Origin of the sequence: Saxibacter everestensis, from assembly GCF_025787225.1 — a bacterium.
Taxonomy (GTDB): domain Bacteria; phylum Actinomycetota; class Actinomycetes; order Actinomycetales; family Brevibacteriaceae; genus Saxibacter; species Saxibacter everestensis.
In genome coordinates this window covers 3,755,131-3,771,126 of sequence record NZ_CP090958.1, presented here as the reverse complement: position 1 = coordinate 3,771,126, position 15,996 = coordinate 3,755,131, and the positions used below count along the sequence as shown (strand labels likewise).

At 69.0% G+C, this 15,996-nt stretch carries 16 protein-coding genes; 3 read left to right on the top strand and 13 right to left on the bottom strand.

The window, feature by feature from the left end; genetic code table 11:
- Positions 1 to 46: 46 nt before the first annotated feature.
- Both hpaB and LWF01_RS17785 read right to left on the bottom strand, forming a co-directional pair.
- Positions 47 to 1,507, bottom strand: a complete 1,461-nt coding sequence (hpaB, locus tag LWF01_RS17790) for a 4-hydroxyphenylacetate 3-monooxygenase, oxygenase component (protein WP_349638710.1) — start codon at positions 1,505 to 1,507, stop codon at positions 47 to 49.
- 123 nt (positions 1,508 to 1,630) lie between these two features.
- Positions 1,631 to 2,134 (bottom strand): flavin reductase family protein, encoded by a 504-nt coding sequence (locus LWF01_RS17785; RefSeq protein ID WP_349638709.1) that lies wholly within the window; start codon positions 2,132 to 2,134, stop codon positions 1,631 to 1,633.
- Positions 2,135 to 2,276: 142 nt separating this feature from the next.
- On the opposite strand from LWF01_RS17785, the gene LWF01_RS17780 reads away from it, so the two are divergent.
- A complete protein-coding gene (locus LWF01_RS17780; RefSeq protein WP_349638708.1) occupies positions 2,277 to 2,969 on the top strand; it encodes an IclR family transcriptional regulator in 693 nt (230 codons plus the stop codon).
- Positions 2,970 to 3,104: 135 nt separating this feature from the next.
- Here the strand turns inward: LWF01_RS17780 and LWF01_RS17775 are convergent, their stop codons facing one another.
- Genes LWF01_RS17775 through pcaH form a run of 8 tightly spaced genes read right to left on the bottom strand, consistent with a single transcriptional unit; the run spans position 3,105 to position 11,170 of the window.
- The gene (locus tag LWF01_RS17775) at positions 3,105 to 4,280 is read right to left on the bottom strand and encodes a 4-hydroxybenzoate 3-monooxygenase (protein WP_349638707.1); all 1,176 of its coding nucleotides are present in this window, start codon (positions 4,278 to 4,280) and stop codon (positions 3,105 to 3,107) included.
- A 5-nt stretch (positions 4,281 to 4,285) separates the two neighbouring features.
- The gene (locus tag LWF01_RS17770; RefSeq protein WP_349638706.1) at positions 4,286 to 5,503 is read right to left on the bottom strand and encodes an acetyl-CoA C-acetyltransferase; all 1,218 of its coding nucleotides are present in this window, start codon (positions 5,501 to 5,503) and stop codon (positions 4,286 to 4,288) included.
- A complete protein-coding gene (locus tag LWF01_RS17765; RefSeq protein WP_349638705.1) occupies positions 5,500 to 6,195 on the bottom strand; it encodes a 3-oxoacid CoA-transferase subunit B in 696 nt (231 codons plus the stop codon). The genes LWF01_RS17770 and LWF01_RS17765 overlap by 4 nt, the downstream gene beginning before the upstream one ends.
- Before the next feature lie 43 nt (positions 6,196 to 6,238).
- Positions 6,239 to 7,009 carry a CoA transferase subunit A gene (locus tag LWF01_RS17760; protein ID WP_349638704.1) on the bottom strand — a complete coding sequence of 257 codons (771 nt, stop codon included), beginning with the start codon at positions 7,007 to 7,009 and terminating at the stop codon, positions 6,239 to 6,241.
- Positions 7,009 to 8,304 carry a bifunctional 3-oxoadipate enol-lactonase/4-carboxymuconolactone decarboxylase PcaDC gene (pcaDC, locus tag LWF01_RS17755; RefSeq protein WP_349638703.1) on the bottom strand — a complete coding sequence of 432 codons (1,296 nt, stop codon included), beginning with the start codon at positions 8,302 to 8,304 and terminating at the stop codon, positions 7,009 to 7,011. Before pcaDC ends, LWF01_RS17760 begins: the two co-directional genes overlap by 1 nt.
- Positions 8,301 to 9,737: a lyase family protein gene (locus LWF01_RS17750; RefSeq protein WP_349638702.1), complete on the bottom strand. Its 1,437-nt coding sequence runs from the start codon at positions 9,735 to 9,737 to the stop codon at positions 8,301 to 8,303. Before LWF01_RS17750 ends, pcaDC begins: the two co-directional genes overlap by 4 nt.
- Positions 9,730 to 10,314 (bottom strand): protocatechuate 3,4-dioxygenase subunit alpha, encoded by a 585-nt coding sequence (gene pcaG / locus LWF01_RS17745; protein WP_349638701.1) that lies wholly within the window; start codon positions 10,312 to 10,314, stop codon positions 9,730 to 9,732. Before pcaG ends, LWF01_RS17750 begins: the two co-directional genes overlap by 8 nt.
- Positions 10,307 to 11,170 carry a protocatechuate 3,4-dioxygenase subunit beta gene (gene pcaH, locus LWF01_RS17740; RefSeq protein ID WP_349638700.1) on the bottom strand — a complete coding sequence of 288 codons (864 nt, stop codon included), beginning with the start codon at positions 11,168 to 11,170 and terminating at the stop codon, positions 10,307 to 10,309. Before pcaH ends, pcaG begins: the two co-directional genes overlap by 8 nt.
- 142 nt (positions 11,171 to 11,312) lie before the next feature.
- On the opposite strand from pcaH, the gene LWF01_RS17735 reads away from it, so the two are divergent.
- Complete coding sequence (locus LWF01_RS17735; RefSeq protein ID WP_349638699.1) at positions 11,313 to 12,083, top strand: IclR family transcriptional regulator domain-containing protein; 771 nt, start codon at positions 11,313 to 11,315, stop codon at positions 12,081 to 12,083.
- Positions 12,084 to 12,153: 70 nt separating this feature from the next.
- Here the strand turns inward: LWF01_RS17735 and LWF01_RS17730 are convergent, their stop codons facing one another.
- From LWF01_RS17730 to LWF01_RS17720, 3 genes are read right to left on the bottom strand one after another with little or no spacing between them, the layout of a single operon-like run.
- Positions 12,154 to 13,206 (bottom strand): quercetin 2,3-dioxygenase, encoded by a 1,053-nt coding sequence (locus LWF01_RS17730; protein ID WP_349638698.1) that lies wholly within the window; start codon positions 13,204 to 13,206, stop codon positions 12,154 to 12,156.
- Positions 13,203 to 14,210, bottom strand: coding sequence for an alpha/beta hydrolase (locus LWF01_RS17725; RefSeq protein WP_349638697.1), 1,008 nt, complete (start codon positions 14,208 to 14,210; stop codon positions 13,203 to 13,205). Before LWF01_RS17725 ends, LWF01_RS17730 begins: the two co-directional genes overlap by 4 nt.
- Positions 14,207 to 15,109: a fumarylacetoacetate hydrolase family protein gene (locus LWF01_RS17720; protein WP_349638696.1), complete on the bottom strand. Its 903-nt coding sequence runs from the start codon at positions 15,107 to 15,109 to the stop codon at positions 14,207 to 14,209. Before LWF01_RS17720 ends, LWF01_RS17725 begins: the two co-directional genes overlap by 4 nt.
- Positions 15,110 to 15,226: 117 nt before the next feature.
- On the opposite strand from LWF01_RS17720, the gene LWF01_RS17715 reads away from it, so the two are divergent.
- Positions 15,227 to 15,982, top strand: coding sequence for a FadR/GntR family transcriptional regulator (locus tag LWF01_RS17715; RefSeq protein WP_349638695.1), 756 nt, complete (start codon positions 15,227 to 15,229; stop codon positions 15,980 to 15,982).
- Positions 15,983 to 15,996 lie beyond the last annotated feature (14 nt).

Sequence of the window (15,996 nt, the reverse complement as noted above, 5' to 3'; positions counted from 1 at the left end):
CCAGGTGGAACGCACTCAACCTGTCACTCGAATGGCGCCTGCGGTATCAGCCGCGTTCGAGGAACTTCCGCACCCGTTCTCGCGACTCACTGGTGTCGACGGCGTTCACGTAGGCGCCCGCCATCCGGACCGGATCGCCGAAGAAGTAGTACTCGTACAGCGACTGCCGGCCGGCGAACGCCGAGACGGCGGCATCGAACGCGAGCCGGAACAGCCGGACCCGCTCTGGGCCGGTGACGTTCTTGCCCTGCAGGTAGGTTTCGATGTCGCCGGAAGCGTCACCGAACACGTCGGCTTCGCCTGGCAGGCCCATCAGCCCCGATGCGCCGAACTTCCGGACGATTGCCGGGAAACGCTGCGAAATCTTCGGGTACCAGTTACGGGCGGCGTTCAGGGCAGACCACTTCGGCGTCATCACCCCGAACTCGTTGAGCGCGGCGTCTGCCTCGGCGGCACGCAGGGTCGAGCGGCCAAGTTCCGCCGCGACGAGCACCTCGGCGATGTCTTCCTGAATGTGACTGAAGCCGTCGATGCCGATCGACTCCGCCATTTCGGTGAGCAGCGCGCCAAAGAACTCACTCTTCGCCGTCGTCCGGGTAACCACCTGGTGCGTCATGTGCGCGGTGGCGCCGGTTTCGGTGTAGAAGCCGTTGCAGAGCTGCGGGTTGCCGAGCATGAAGATGCGCTCGCGCGGCACCTTGACGTTGTCGAACACCACGACGGCGTCCATCTCTTCGAACCGTGAAGCCAGCGGTTCATTGAAGTGACCGCCACCGCCGTCCAGACTGCGCCGGCACAGGAACCGAAGTCCGGGAGTGTCGGTGGGCAGCGCGAACGCGTAGGAGTAGGCGGCGTCTTCGGGGGTGCCGCGGAGCACGGTGGATGGGAAGACCAGAATCTCGTCGGCGATCGGCGCCACGGTCCCCAGCATCCGGGCGCCTGTGATCGTGACGCCTTCCTCATTCTCTTCCACGATCCGCGCCGAGAGCTGCCCGCCACCCTGCTGTGAGCCGGACACACTGCGATTCACCTGCGGCGGAATCAGCGTGTGCGTCGTCAGCAGGTCGTTCTCCCGCACGTATTCGTAGTACTTCCGCGCATTCTCCGCGTACTCGGGACCGTTCTGGTCGGCCTTGCTGAACCAATCGGTGGCGGTCGACAGCGCCATCAGCGCGCTGTTGAGGTAGTCGCCGGTCCGGCCAAGCATGCCGAACGAGTGGTTGGCCCACGCCGCGGCAGCCTCACGGCGCTTCATCAGGTCTTCCTGGGTTTTCGGCACCATGAACGAGGTGCCGACGCGGTCGCCGGTTGTCGGCGACTCGTAGGTCAGCACGTCCTTCAGGACAGCGTCGTGCTGCATGTCGTACAGCTCGGCGAAGGTATTGACCACACCGGAGAAGGCGGGATGCTCGGCGATGTTCTCCGTGACTGTCTCGCCGTCGATCTGAACCGTTGGCCGCAGCTTATTGAGCTGCTCGATGTACTGCTTGCCGGTGCGGGCACCCATGGAATCCTCCTTGACTTGGATTCATTCGCTGATGTGCTGTTCTGATCGTGCTGTGCTGATCGTGCTGGAAAGCGTTGTCTTGCGGGGCTGGCACTGTCGGATCGGAACAGGCGTCAGCGCTGCCTAGAGCAGGTATTCGACGCCGAGGCTGATCTCCGGAACGACTGTGAAGCGGCTGTTGGAGAATCCCAGTGCGTCGCCGTCCCGGTAATCGAAGCCGACGACCTCGCCGAGGTAGAGGGTGTGGTCACCGCCGTCGTATGACCGCCAGGCGTTGCATTCGAAGTGCGCCAGAGCTCCGGCCAGCCGCGGCGCGACATCGCCCTCCACCCACTCGGGATCCCTGTCCGGCCGTCCGGCGAAGTGCAGCGCAACCTTCTCCTGCTCGGCGCCCAGGATGTTCACCGTGAACGGCCTGCCTTCGAGCTGATCGTGGGCCGCCGTGGTCCGGGCAATGCTGACCAGCACGAGCGGCGGGTCGATCGATACCGAGGTGAAGGAGTTGACCGTGAGGCCATGACGCTTTTCCAGGCCGTCGAAAGTCACGACGGCTACACCGGTGGCGAAGCGCCCGAACGCGCTACGCAGCCGCGCTACATTCTGTCGTGCCGGATCAAAAACTCGCATTGCCCACCCCGTTGCAGTCGGCCACCTTCTGGGACTAGGGTGTTCTATATAAGAACGCTTCGTTCTTTCTTAGAACTTTAACTCAGAAAGGGTCGCCGTAACAAGGGTACGCTCCGACCCGGCCCGAGTAGCATCGAGGATCATGGCTAGCGCAGATTCGCTCTCCCCCACCCCACCGTTATCGCAAACCCTGTCCCGCGGACTGCGGGTGCTTGAGTTGTTGACCGGCGAGAGTAACGGTTTATCGATCGCGCAGATATCCCAACGGCTCGAGGTGCACAGATCAATCGCCTACCGGCTGATCCAGACCCTGGAACACCACGGATTGATCACCAAGGGCGCCGATTCGCGGTATGCACTGGGCGCAGGGCTCGCGGTGCTCGCCCGATCGGTGGCCACCGACTTGCAGTCAACGGCCCGCCCCGTCCTTGCCGAGCTGTCCGACGAGCTGCAGATGACGGCATTCGTCGTCGTCGAACAGGCCGACCGGTGCGTGACCCTGCTCAGCGTCGAGCCGCACGCCGCCGGAGTTGTGGCCCAACGTCCCGGAACCGTGCATTCGGTGGAACGTGGCGCCCCCGGGCTGGCGCTGCTGGCGACAACACCGACCCTGGCGCCGGAGCACGCCGAGCGGGCGGATGACGTGGCGCAGGTCCGCGCGTCGGGCTTCGCGCACTCACACGATGAGGTCATTCCCGGCATGCAATCTGTGGCCGTTCCGCTGACCAGACACAGTGGACCGCAGGCCGCGCTGGCCGTCGTCTACGTGGCCTCGGAGCTGGATCCGACCGAGATCGGCAACCGATTGCAGGCCGCGGCAGCGCGGATCGTCTAGGGCAACTGGAGCCGCCTAGCCTAGCTGGGAGGCCTACGTTCCGGTGGGGGGCTTACTGCACCTGAACGGGAGGCTTTAGTTCCGGTGGGGGCTTAAAGTCGCGGCATAGACCGCTAACCCTCCCAGGTGCTGCGGCTACAAGCCGTAAGGCAGCCCGGTGTACTGCTCGGCCAGGCTGCACTGTGCGAACTCCGACTCCACCACGTAGCGCAGCTGGCCCAGCTGCGCTAGATAGTCGTACTCGCTCGAGTCACCGCGATCGTCCCGGTGCAGCATGGCCGTCATCCAGCGCGAGAAGTACTGAGTCTTCCACTGCCGGCTCAGGGCACGGCGGCTGTAGCTGCTCATTGGTTCCGGGTTCCCCCGGTACCCGGCGGCAATAGCTTCCCCGAGCATCGCGACATCCGCGATCGCCGAATTGAGCCCCTTCGCGCCGGTCGGCGGCACGATGTGCGCGGCGTCCCCGGCCAGGAACAGCCGACCGTGCTGCATCGTCGAGGCAACGAAGCTGCGCATCGGCGTGATCGACTTGTCGGTGATCTCACCCTCGTCCAGCGTCCAGCCCGGCACGCCGAGACGTCGGTGCAGCGCCTCCCAGATCCGATCATCCGGCCAGTCATCGATGTTCTCATCGGGAGGCACCTGCAGATACAAGCGCGACACCTCCATCGAGCGCATCGAGTGCATGGCGAATCCGTCGGCGTGTAGCGCGTAGATCAGCTCGTCGGTGGATGGGCGGACGCTGGCCAGCACGCCCAGCCAGGCGAACGGGTACTCGCGGTCGTAGACCTCCAGGTCCGGAATCGACGGCCGGCATACCCCGTGAAACCCGTCCGTCCCGACAACGTAGTCGGCCTCGATCAGGACGTCCTCCCCGCGGCAGCGGAACGTGACGCGGGGACGCTCGGATTCGATCCCGTCCAGCGCGACGTCCTCGGCCTCGTAGTAGATCGCGGTCCCCGCAGCCTGATGAGCCCGGCTCAGGTCCTTGACCACCTCCTGCTGCCCGTAGACGGTGACGGTCCGGCCGATCAGCTTCTCGAAGTCGATGTGGTGCCGCTCGCCGGCGAACTGCAGGTAGATCCCGCGGTGTTCCAGGCCCTCGCGGCGCAACCGCTCGCCGAGGCCGAGCCGTTCCAGCAGCTCCACCGACCCCTGCTCGAGGATGCCCGCACGGATCCGGCCCAGGGTGTACTCCAGGGACTTGCGTTCCACGATGACGTAGTCGATGCCGTGGGTGTCCAGGATCCGGCCAAGGAGCAGGCCGGCCGGTCCTGCACCGACGATGGCAATCCGGGTTCGTATCGACATCAGCGTCAGATCCTTTCAAAGATTGCGGCGAGGCCCTGGCCGCCGCCGATGCACATGGTTTCCAGGCCGTAGCGGGCCCGGCGGCGGCCCATCTCCCGGGCCAGCGTGGCCAGGATCCGGGCTCCGGTGGCCCCGATCGGGTGCCCCAGGGCGATCCCGGACCCGTTCACGTTGGTCCGCTCGAAGTCGTCCGGGGTGAATCCCCACTCCCGGGTCACGGCGAGGACCTGCGCCGCGAAGGCCTCGTTGAGTTCGATCAGGTCGATGTCGGCCAGGCTGAGCCCGGCCCGGGCCAGCGCCCTGGCGGTGGCCGGCACCGGACCGAGGCCCATGCTGGCGGGGTCGACGCCGGCCCGGCCCCAGGAGACCAGCCGCACCAGGGGCACGAGGCCAAGCTCGTCGGCCCGCTCCGGCGTGGTGACCACGCAAACGGCCGCGGCGTCGTTCTGGCCACTGGCGTTGCCCGCCGTCACGGTCGCGCCGGCATCCTGCGCTGCCAGCACGGGCCGGAGCCGCGCCAGTGACTCGACTGTGGTGTCCGGGCGAGGGTGTTCGTCAGCGGTGACGACGGCGTCGCCCTTCCGGCCGGTCACCGTGACCGGGACGATCTCGTCCTCGAACAGCCCGGCGTCGTTGGCGGCGGCCGCCCGGCGTTGAGACTCGACCGCGAGCGCGTCTTGTTCCTCCCGGCCGATGCCGTACCGCCGCCGCAGGTTCTCCGCGGTCTCGACCATGCCGCCGGGAACGGGGTGCCGCCGGCCACCGGCGGTGACTCGGCCTCGGGCGAGCGAGTCGTGCAGCATCATGCCGGGCCCGGAGATGCCCCAGCGTGAATCCACCGAGTACAGCGGGGCGCGGCTCATCGATTCGGCCCCGCCGGCGATGACGACGTCGCTCACCCCGGTCTGGATCTGCATCGCAGCGTCCAGGATCGCCTGCAGCCCGGAGCCGCAGCGTCGATCCACCTGGTACCCGCCGACGCCGAACGGCAGGCCGGCGTCGAGTGCGGCAACGCGGCCGAGCGCCGGCGCCTCGCTCGACGGGTAACCCTGGCCGAGGATCACCTCGTCGACCGCGTCACCGTCGAGCGTGGTGCGGGCGAGCAGCTCTGTGATGGCGGTGGCGGCCAGCCCTTCGGCGGGCACCGATCTGAACACGCCACCAAACCGGCCGATCGGCGTGCGCAACGGCTCGCAGATGACGACCTCGCGCAATTCGGTCATGCCCGAGCCCCTCGGCGCTCCGCCGGGTCGGCCTGGGACGCGTCGATGTCGCCGACGCCGGGGCCGACCGTCAGCGGAGACCCCGTGGCGTCGCGCACCTCGTCAACCGAGACGCCGGCCGCCACGCCCCGCAGCGCCAGCCCCTCCGAGGTGACGTCGATCACCGCAAGATCAGTGATGATCCGATTGACGACGGCCCTGCCGGTCAGCGGCAGGGAACAGTCCTCGAGAATCTTGTGCTCGCCGGTCTTGGTAACGTGCTCCATCAGCACGATCACCCGCTTGGCGCCGTGCACCAGGTCCATTGCACCGCCCATCCCCTTGATCATCTTGCCCGGGATGGCCCAGTTCGCGATGTCTCCGGTCGCGGATACCTGCATGGCGCCGAGGACGGCGACATCGATCTGCCCGCCCCGGATCATCCCGAAGCTGGCCGCAGAGTCGAAGAACGAGGCACCGGCGTTTACGGTCACCGTCTCCTTGCCGGCGTTGATCAGCTTCGGGTCCAGCTCGTCCTCGGTCGGGTACGGCCCGACGCCGAGAATGCCGTTCTCGGAGTGCATGACGATATGCCGCCCGGCGGGCACGAAGTTAGGAATGAGCGTGGGCAGTCCGATGCCCAGGTTCACGTACGCCCCATCGGGCAGTTCCAGCGCGGCACGTGCCGCCATCTGGTCGCGAGTCAACGCCATGACCGGTCTCTCTTCTCCTTGGACGAAACGGGCAGTGGCCCGGCTACGCGGGGCGGGTGGTGCGCTTCTCGACCGGCAGGTCGCTGCGTTCCGCCTCGCTGAGTTCGACGATGCGTTGCACATGGATGCCGGGCAGGTGCACGGCGTCCGGGTCGATCTCGCCGGGTTCGACCAGCCGGTCCACCTCGGCGATGGTGATCCGGCCGGACATAGCGGCCATCGGGTTGAAGTTCCGGGCGGATTCCTCGAACACCAGGTTGCCATGCCGGTCGCCGAGTGCCGCGCGGACCAGTCCGTAGTCGGCGGCGATCGCCTTCTCCAGCACATACTCCTTGGCTTCGCCGAGGTCGTCGAGGACCCGGGTTTCCTTCGGCGGGGACTCGAGCACCACCTGACCCTCGGCGTCGTAGCGCCAGGGCAGACCGCCGTCGGCGACCATGGTGCCGACGCCGCTGGCGGTGAAGAACGCCGGGATGCCGACCCCGCCGGCGCGCAACCGCTCGGCCAGGGTGCCCTGAGGCGTCAGCTCCAGTTCCAGCTCACCGGCCAGGTACTGCCGGGCAAATTCCTTGTTCTCGCCCACATAGGAGGCGATCACCCGGCGGATCTGACCGCTGGCCAGCAATTCGCCCAGCCCCCAGCCGTCGACGCCGCAATTGTTGGAGATCACTTCGAGATCCCCGGTTCCCCGGGCGTGCAGGGCGCGGATCAGAACGATCGGCACCCCGACCAGCCCGAAACCGCCGACAGCGATCGACGCGCCGTCCGGGATGTCGGCGACCGCGTCCCCGGCGGTACGGTACGTCTTGTCCATCAGGAGCCTTCCTCGCCGCGACCGGTGTCGCGGGGCCCATCGTTATCGGCGCTGTTCGGCTCCGTGGTCGACCCTGCGCCGTCCGGGTCCGAGGCCGGCCCGTCGGCGTCGAGTTCGGCGTAGACCGCCTGGGCGATCCGGAACGCGTTGTTGGCCGATGGCACGCTGGCGTAGATCGCGGTTTGCAGCAAGATCTCGCTGATCTCGGCACGGGTCAGGCCGTTGGTGAGCCCGGCGCGGATATGCATCCCGAGCTCCTCGTAGTGGCCGGCGCCGACGAGGCAGGCGAGGGTGACGATGCTGCGCTCCCGCCGCGCCAGGCCGGGTCGGGTCCAGACCTCGCCCCAGGCGTAGCGAGTGATGAAGCGCTGGAAGTCCTCTGTTTCGGGGATGATGTTCGCGGTGGCCCGGTCCACGTGCGCCGCTCCCAGGACGGCGCGGCGTACCGCCATCCCTGCCTGGTACCGATCGTCAGCCGGGTCTCCCTCGGTCGCCGTTCCGCGATCCGGGCCGGTCCGGGTGAAGAAGTCGATCAGCAGCCGCGCGGCCTCCGCCGGGCGCTCGGCGACCGCGAGATGCGAGGCTCCCGCCAGCTCGACGACGTCGGCGCAGGGAACGGACGCGGCCGCCTGTCGAGCCTGACCCGTCGGCGTCACCTCGTCGCACTCGGCTGCGAGAAACAGCGTCGGCACCCGGATCCCGGACAACTCGGCCGTGACGTCGAAGCGGCCGAGCGCCTCGCAGCAGGCGACATAGGAGGCGTCGTCAACCTCGACCAGCCGATCCAACAGCTCGGCGGCGGTCGTGTTGTCGCGTTCCGGGAAGCCTGGGGCGAACCAGCGCTCGGCGCTGCCGGTCACCAGGGACGTGGTTCCCAGCGCGCGGACCTGCCCGGCACGCTCCGCCCAGCTCTGCGCCGTGCCGATCCTGGCTCCGGAGCAGATCACCGCCAGGTCGAGCAGCCGGTCGCCGTGCCGGATGGCGAGTTCCAGGCCGATCGCGCCGCCCAGTGATACCCCGGCGTAGTGGAAGCGTCCGCCGCCGACGCTGTCCACTGCGCGGAGCACGGCGGCTGCGAGGTCGGCGACATCGAACGGCCCCCCGTCTGCCGGGCTTCGGCCGTGGCCGGGCAGGTCGAAGCGCAGCACCCGGAACCGGTCCGTGAGCCGGCCGACCGAGGACGACCATAGCCCGGCGGTGGTTCCAAGGGACGGGCCGAGCACCAGCAACTCCGACCCGGCGGCGGGACCGGTGTAGGGGTCGAGGCTGAAGTGCAGGGTGGGTGGCGTGGTCATGATGAGCCGTCCTCGTCGCTGGTCGTCCGGCTCGCGTGGTCGCGAAGCACGGCGTCGATGAACTCGTCGGCCATGCCGAGGTAGCGCGCCGGGTCCAGCAGGTCGTCGATCTGGCCGTCGGTCAGCGCAACGTCCGGATGGTCGAGCAGCTTCACTCGCAGGCCGGGTGCACGATCAGCACCGAGCACGTCGGCGGTGATCTGCTGGGCGCGCTTCCGGCCGGCCTGGGCCGTGAGCGCACCGACGAGGCGCTCGGACATGATCGCTCCCCCGGTGGCCTCCAGGTTGCGGCGCATCTGGTCGGCATCCACTCGCAGGCGTCCGGCCAGGTCGGCTCCGGTCTCCGTGGCCGCCCCGGCCAGCCGGAGCAGCTCGCGCAACGGAGACCATTCGGCATGCCAGGCTCCGCTCGGCCGCTCCTCCTCCGCGACCAGGCTGGCGTGCAGCGTCGCCACCGGGGCCGCCGCCTGCCGTGCGGCGGCCAGCAGCAGCACGGCCGGAACTGGGTTGCGTTTGTGCGGCATTGCCGACGATCCTCCGCTGCCGGCCGGCAGCTCGAGGTGGACCTCGGCGATTTCGGTTCGGGAGAGCACGCTGACGTCGGCCGCGATCTTGCCGATCGAACCGGTCAGCCCCGCTAGCGCGTGGCCGAGGTCGGCGATCACCCCGCGTTGGGTGTGCCAGCTGATCATCGGACGGCGCAGGCCGAGCTCCGCGGCGTAGGCGTCCAGGACGCGATTGACGACGTCGGCGGGTCTCTCGCGCTCCGCGCCGGCATCAGGTCCGGCCGACGCCGAGCGCTCGGCCGCGTCGTAGAGCGCGGCCCCTGTCCCGACCGCGCCGCCGAGTTGCACTGGAAGGTCCCGCAGCACGTCATCCAGGGCCCGCGCGGCGACTAGGACGCCGTCCAACCAGCCCGCCGCCTTGAACCCGAAGCTGGTGGGCGCGGCCTGCTGGCCCAGGGTGCGACCGGCCAGCACGGTTGCCCGGTGCCGGTCGGCCAACTCGGCCAGCCGCGTTGCCAGGGTGTGGGCCGCCGCCATGATCGCACCACCGGCCCGCCGTGCGACGAGCATCGTGGCGGTGTCCATGATGTCCTGGCTGGTGGCGCCGCGGTGAATGTGGTCGGCAAGCCCGGGCCGCACGTCCTCGGCGGCGGCGTACAAGTACCGGGTCAGTGGGATGACCGGGTTGCCGCCACCCCGGGCCTCGGCGACGATCGCCGGCAGGTCCGGCCGGGCCCGCTCGGCCAGGTCGTCGACGGCCGCGGTCACCCAGTCGGGAGCGAGGCCGGCGGCCGCCAGCGCCCGGCTCAGGGCGAACTCGGCGTCCAGCATCGCCTGCAGATACGCTGCGTCTCCGGTCTGTTCGGCAACCAGGGTGTCGGCCCAGATCGGGGCAAGCAGGCCCAGGTCGTTCGACGGCTCAGTCATCGAAGTCCAAGAAGACGGTCTCCTGCTCGCCCTGCAGATGCACGTCGAAACGGTAGGAACGATCCGCGTCGGCTACGCCGATCAGGGTGGACCGGCGTTCCGGCTCCAGCCGGGCCAGCAACCGATCGGCCTGGTTCGCGTCCTCATCAGGAAAGTACATCCGGGTGAACAGGTGATGCAGCAGGCCGCGGGCGAAGATCGTGAGCAGGACGTAGGGCGCGGAGCCCCCGGTCGCGCCGGGCTTCACCGTGGTGAACTGGTAGTGGCCATCGCCGTCGGCGGCCGCCCGGCCGAATCCGGTGAACGTGTAGCCATCGCGGCGCAGACTGCCGCGTTCCCGGCTGATCCGGCCCGCGCCGTCCGGCTGCCAGATCTCCACCAGCGCGTCGGGAACCGGCTGCCGGTCGCCGTCATAGACCGTGCCGTGCACCCGGATGGCGTCCGGCCGGTGCGCGGCGACCAGCTGCTCGCCGCCGGGGTAGGGCAGCGCGTATCCGAAGAACGGGCCAACGGTCTGCGCGGGAGTCTGTTGGGATCGGGGCATCGGCCGGCCGTCGCTCATCTGGCTGTCACTCATCGTCGGATTCCTGTTCCATCCGGGTGGCGGTGGGCCCGGTCAGCACGATGTCCCACCGGTACCCAAGCGACCATTCCGGGGAGGTGAGGTCGTGGTCGTATCGGGCGACCAGCCGCTCCCGGGCGGCGGGATCGGCGATCGACTGGTAGATCGGGTCGAGGGCAAACAGCGGGTCGCCGGGGAAGTACATCTGGGTCACCAGCCGGGCGGTGAATGCGTCCCCGAAGAGCGAGAAGTGAATGTGGGCCGGCCGCCAGGCGTTGCGGTGATTGCGCCAGGGATAGGCGCCAGGCTTGATGGTGGTGAGACTGTACTCACCGTTCTCATTCGTGATGACCCGGCCCACCCCGGTGAAGTTCGAGTCGAGGGGGGCGGGATGCTGGTCACGCTTGTGCACGTAGCGCCCGGCGGCGTTGGCCTGCCACACCTCGACCAATTGATGCCGGACCGGCCGGCCATCTCCGTCCAGGACCCTGCCGGTCACCCGGATCCGTTCACCGAGCGGCTCCCCGGCATGCTGGATGGTCAGGTCGTTCTCGTGCGCCAGGACATCGGAGTGCCCGAAAGCGGGCGAGACGAGTTCGATCTCTTCGGGATCGGCTCGGACCAGGCCATGCGTGGGGTGGCGCAGGGCGGTGCTTCGGTACGCGGAGAAGGACCGGTCCGGGTGCGGCCCGCTGCCGGCAAGCCGGCGGTGCTCGGCGGCGATCTCGGCCGAGATGTCCCGCTGCGACTCGCCGCCAGCGGCGGCTGAAGAGTCCGTCGGCTCCGTGGCCGGACTGGCCTGTGCGGCGTCCGCGTGCCCGGTCTCTTCTGCTGTCGCCTGCTGCGGGTTCCCGAAAGCCGAGATGGACATCAGCCCCCCTTGCCTGAAGTGTTCGCTATGCGTACGGTGGTTCGTAATACGTACTCGTAACGTAATGCACGGCACACCCGCCGTCAAGACGCCGCTGCGGATAGCACGGTGACGGCGGGTGCAGGCCGGACGAAAGGAACACATGCCGGAGTCATCGATATTCGTGCAGTCACTCGAGCGTGGCCTCGGCGTCATCCGGGCGTTCGACGCGAAAAATCCGGAGCTCACGCTCAGCGAGGTGTCCCGCCGCACCGGCCTCACCCGAGCCGCCGCCCGGCGATTCCTGCACACCCTGGTCGAGTTGGGATACATGCGTACCGACGGCCGGTTATTCGCACTGCGACCCAAGATCCTCGAGCTCGGCTATGCCTACCTGTCCAGCCTGACCTTCCCCGAGATCGCCCAACCGCACCTGGAAGAGTTCGTGCGCCGGCACGACCGATCCTCCTCCGGGGCTGTCCTGAGTGGAACCGACATCGTCTACGTGGTCAGGGTCCCGACCCAGCGGATCATGCGAGTCTCGATCACTCTCGGCACCCGATTCCCGGCCTACGCCACGTCGATGGGCCGGGTCCTGCTGGCCGGCCTGCCGCCCGAGCAGCTGGATGGCGTCCTGGATGCGACGACGTTCGTGCCGTTCACGGCCCATACCGTGCGGTCGGCCGACGAACTGCGGACCGCGCTCGATGCCACCAGGGAACGCGGGTATGCGGTGATCCGGCAGGAACTCGAGGACGGCGTGTGTTCCATCGCCGTCCCGGTCAGGGATCGGGACGGCGCGACGATCGCCGCGATCAACTGCTCCGTTTCGGCGCAGGAGGCGCTGTCGGCGACGCTGGAGAGCGATGTGCTGCCCGACCTGCGGGCGGCCGCCGGGGCGATCGAATCCGACCTGAAACTGGCCGGGCGGTGACGACGGACCGCTGATCCCGCCGGAGCGCCGGTTCAGCGCGGGTCGCCGGTTCACCCGGGAGCGCCGCAGATCAGAGGCCCGGGGCCCGCACCCGCTGCGGTGGCGGGCCGACGACGACGAGGTCGAGGTCGGGGTTGCGCTGAATGCCACCCACGAGGGTCGACGGGTCGATCAGGCCCTCGGTATGCACGAGGTCGTCGGTGGCCTGCCCCGTGACATCGAAGAACGGCTCGAACACGTCCGAGGTCAGCAGCCCGAGCATCTGGGTGTTGTGCGCCGCGATGGCAAAGCTGTGCACGGTGCCCGCCGGCGCGTGCAGGAAGTCGCCGCCGGTCAGCAGAATCTCCTGCCCGTTGACCCACAACCAGATCCGGCCGGACAGGCAGAAGAAGTTCTCCGTGTGTTGCCGGTGGAAGTGCCGGATGATGTAGGGCTGCGGTGCGGCCAGGGTGTTGACCGCGATGTACCGGCCACCGGCGTTTCGGCCCCGGGCCGCAAAGGCGTTGACCGCGTCCGGCCAGCCTCGGCGGTCGCCGGTGCGGGAGCGCAGGAAGTAGGGCTCGAGGCCGCCGGGTAGGGCGTCATCCCACACGTCCAGTGCGGCACCTCGCGGCAGGTCGTGCAGCGTAGCGTCCGCGGGCAGTAACGCGCGGTCGGAACCACCCCGGCCGGACGCCGAGTAGATGTGTGAGCCGCTGCCCGCCGAGGCCGCCAGGGCATCCAGCGCCCCGCCTGGCGCCGAGAAGAACAACAGCTTGGTCAGGTGGCCGAGCATCCGGTACGCCACCGGCGTGCCCTCGGGAACGTGGATGGAGTCGCCGGGAACCAGGATCCGGCTCTGGCCGGGAAGCCAGAATTGCGCGCTGCCTTCGAACACGTAGTAGGAACGCTGATGGGCGGAAAGGCTGTGAAACGGTACCTCGGCACCGCGCGGGCCGAGCAGGAACGCGGCGTCGAACAGCCCGCCGGTGTCGGAGCCACGGGCGATGACTGTGCACAGCTGGCCGCCGCTCTCGACCCGCAGGCCCTCGCCGCTGGGCAGGTAGTACGGGATCGGTTCGCCGGGCAGCGAGCCGGTCACCGGGGCAACGTCGTGCATGGCATCGAGGTCGATGGCGGTCATCGGGTGTCTCCCGTCGTTGATGGAGGCGTGCGATCGAGGTGCCGGGTGAAGAAGGCATCCACCCGGTCGAGCCCGAACATGGTCTGCTCCGCTGCCGGAGCAGCGGAGGAACTGTAGGTGGCGCGCGCCGAGCCCTCCTGCTCGAGGCGCCCGTCGTCCATCACCCGGGCGAGTTGGACGTCGAGCCGTCCCGCCGGGTTGAGGAAGCCGTGCCGGTAGCCGTCGAGGAGATAGAGCTCGCTTGGCACGCCGGCGGCGACGAGCGCCGCGTGCAGCCGCTCGCTCTGCCGATGCGAGACGAGGACGTCGCCCGTGCCATGCGAGATCTGGAACGGTGGTGCCGCGGCGCTCACCCAGGTGAGCGGGTTGGCCTGCCCGGCGGCGTCGGGACGGTCAGCCGGGTGCCCGCCCAGCAGCCGCGCTTCCGGCGACGCGGCGGCGTCGGTTCCCGGAAGCGCCTCCTGCGCCGCTTCGACCCCGGCAATCAGGTCGACCGGCGCGTAGGACTCCGCGACCGCCTGGACGGCGGCACTGCCGAGGGTGTTCTCCTCGCCGGGCAGCACGTCGAGGTGTCCGGTGAGCCCGGCCAGTGCAGCCAGGTGTCCCCCGGCCGAGGCGCCCCATACCCCGATCAGCCGGGGATCGAGTCCGTACTTCTCGGCGTGCTGCCGCAGGTATCGGATCGCGGAACGCACGTCATGCAGCTGTGCAGGGAACAGCGCCTGCCCGGACAGCCGGTACTCGACGCTCGCCATGGCGAGGCCGGTGGCGGCGACACGGCGCGCGAGGTCAGGCGCGAGCGTCCGGTCGCCGGTGAACCAGCCGCCGCCATGCAGCCAGAGCACAACGGGGACAGGGCGGGACGTGCGGGCCGGCCGATAGAGGTCGAGCAGCAGGTCGGCATCGCCTGGGCGGGCGAAGACGATGTCCCGATCGACCCGGACGGTGTCACGGCTGCCGGCGGAATCGCGTTCTCGGGTTCCTGCCGTGTCACCGGACCTCATGAGCGCGCCGCCGCTGTCCGGCGCGCGTCGTGGCCGACCACGGTGTTACTCAGCACGCCGAGCCGGTCCACCTCGACCTCGACGACGTCACCGGGCTGGAGCAACCACTGCGGGTCGCGGGCATAGCCGACGCCCGAGGGAGTCCCGGTGGCCAGCAGATCCCCGGGCCGCAGGGTGAACGTCCGGGAGATGTGCGCCAAAGTGTCACCGACGGTGTAGACCATCTCCTCGGTATTGCCGTCCTGGACGATCTGTCCGTTCACGCGCGTTATCACCCGCAGCCCGTCCCGCAGGTCGCCGACCTGCGCGGCCGGCACCAGCGGGCCGAGTGGGCCCGAGTTGTCGCCGTTCTTGCCCAGAATCCACTGCGAGGTCAGTTTCTGGGCCCGGCGGGAGGTGATGTCGTTGAACGTCGAGTAGCCGACGACGGCGGCCAGCGCCTCCTCGGGCGTCGCGTCCACCAGGGTGTCGCCCACCCAGGCGACGATTTCGCCTTCCCAGTCCAGGCCCGCCTCATCGGCCGGCACGGGCACCGCCGCCCCGCCCACCGTGAGTGACTGGGTCCACCGAGCGAACAGCGTGGGATATTCCGGCAGCTCCTGGTCGCGGAAGGACCCCTCCGCGACGTGCTTGAGGTAGTTAAGCCCGATACAGATGACTCGTGCCCCCGGCAGCACCGGCGGCACGAACTCGACATCGGCGGCGTCGAGACAGTCGCCCAGGGCCGACCCGCCGCCCAGCTGACCGGCGGCGTCCTGCCGCCCGGCGTCGCCCAGGTAGCCGGCCGCGTCCTGCCAGAACTCCTCGAGACTGGCCAGGACGATGGCTTTGGCGCCGTCCCCGGACAGCGAGGCAACCTGCACGCTTCCGTCGGCGGCGCGGACTCCGACAATCCTCATACGCTTCCTTCTTCCTTCGACGCCCGGGCCCGCCATTCGGCTCGATCGGGGCGGTCGGCACGCACGAAACTGTTCAAACCTCTAAACCGTTCGCACATTTTGTGTTTGAATGAGAGCATGTCACAGATCAGCGGCCCCGTACAGCACTCCGGATCCGAGCCGGGGGCGGTCGCGCCCCTCAGCCTCCGGATGCCCGAACCCCGCTCCCGAGCGGAGCAACTGGCGGAGGCGATCGACCAGCGGATCCGCGAGCGGGGCCTCGGCCCGGGAGATCCGGTCGGCACCCTGCAGTCCCTGCGGCAGGAGAGCGGATATGCCCGATCCACGGTCAGCGAAGCCGTGCGGCTGCTGCGCGAACGCGGGATCCTGGAGATCCGGCCCGGCCGAAGCGGCGGCTTGTTCGTCGCCGACGGCGGTCCGGTGGTGCGGTTGCGCCGTACCCTGCTCACCGTGGGCGAGCAGCCCTCCGCCGTGCTGGACGCCATCGAGCTCCGGGAACATCTCGAGGAGCTGATCGCGGTCGGGGCGGCCCGCTGCCGGACCGCCGCAGACATCGAAGACCTCCGGACTCTGCTAGGCCGGATGGAGGGCGCCGCATCCTGGGACGAGTTCATGCATGCCAACTGGACGCTGCACGAGCGGATCGCCGAAATCGTCCCGAACCAGATGGCACGTGCCGTCTACATCGGAACCCTGGGCCACCTCTCGGGCACCTCCTCACGCTTCGACTCCGACGATCCGGCCGCCGTCGCCTACCGAACGCACCGTCACCGGGTGCACGCCGAACTGGTGGACGCCATCGCCGCCGGTGACCTCGAGGCTGTCGCCGCGGCCGTCCGAGCCCACAACACCACCGACCAACCCGCCAGCTGACGCCGGCGAGCCCA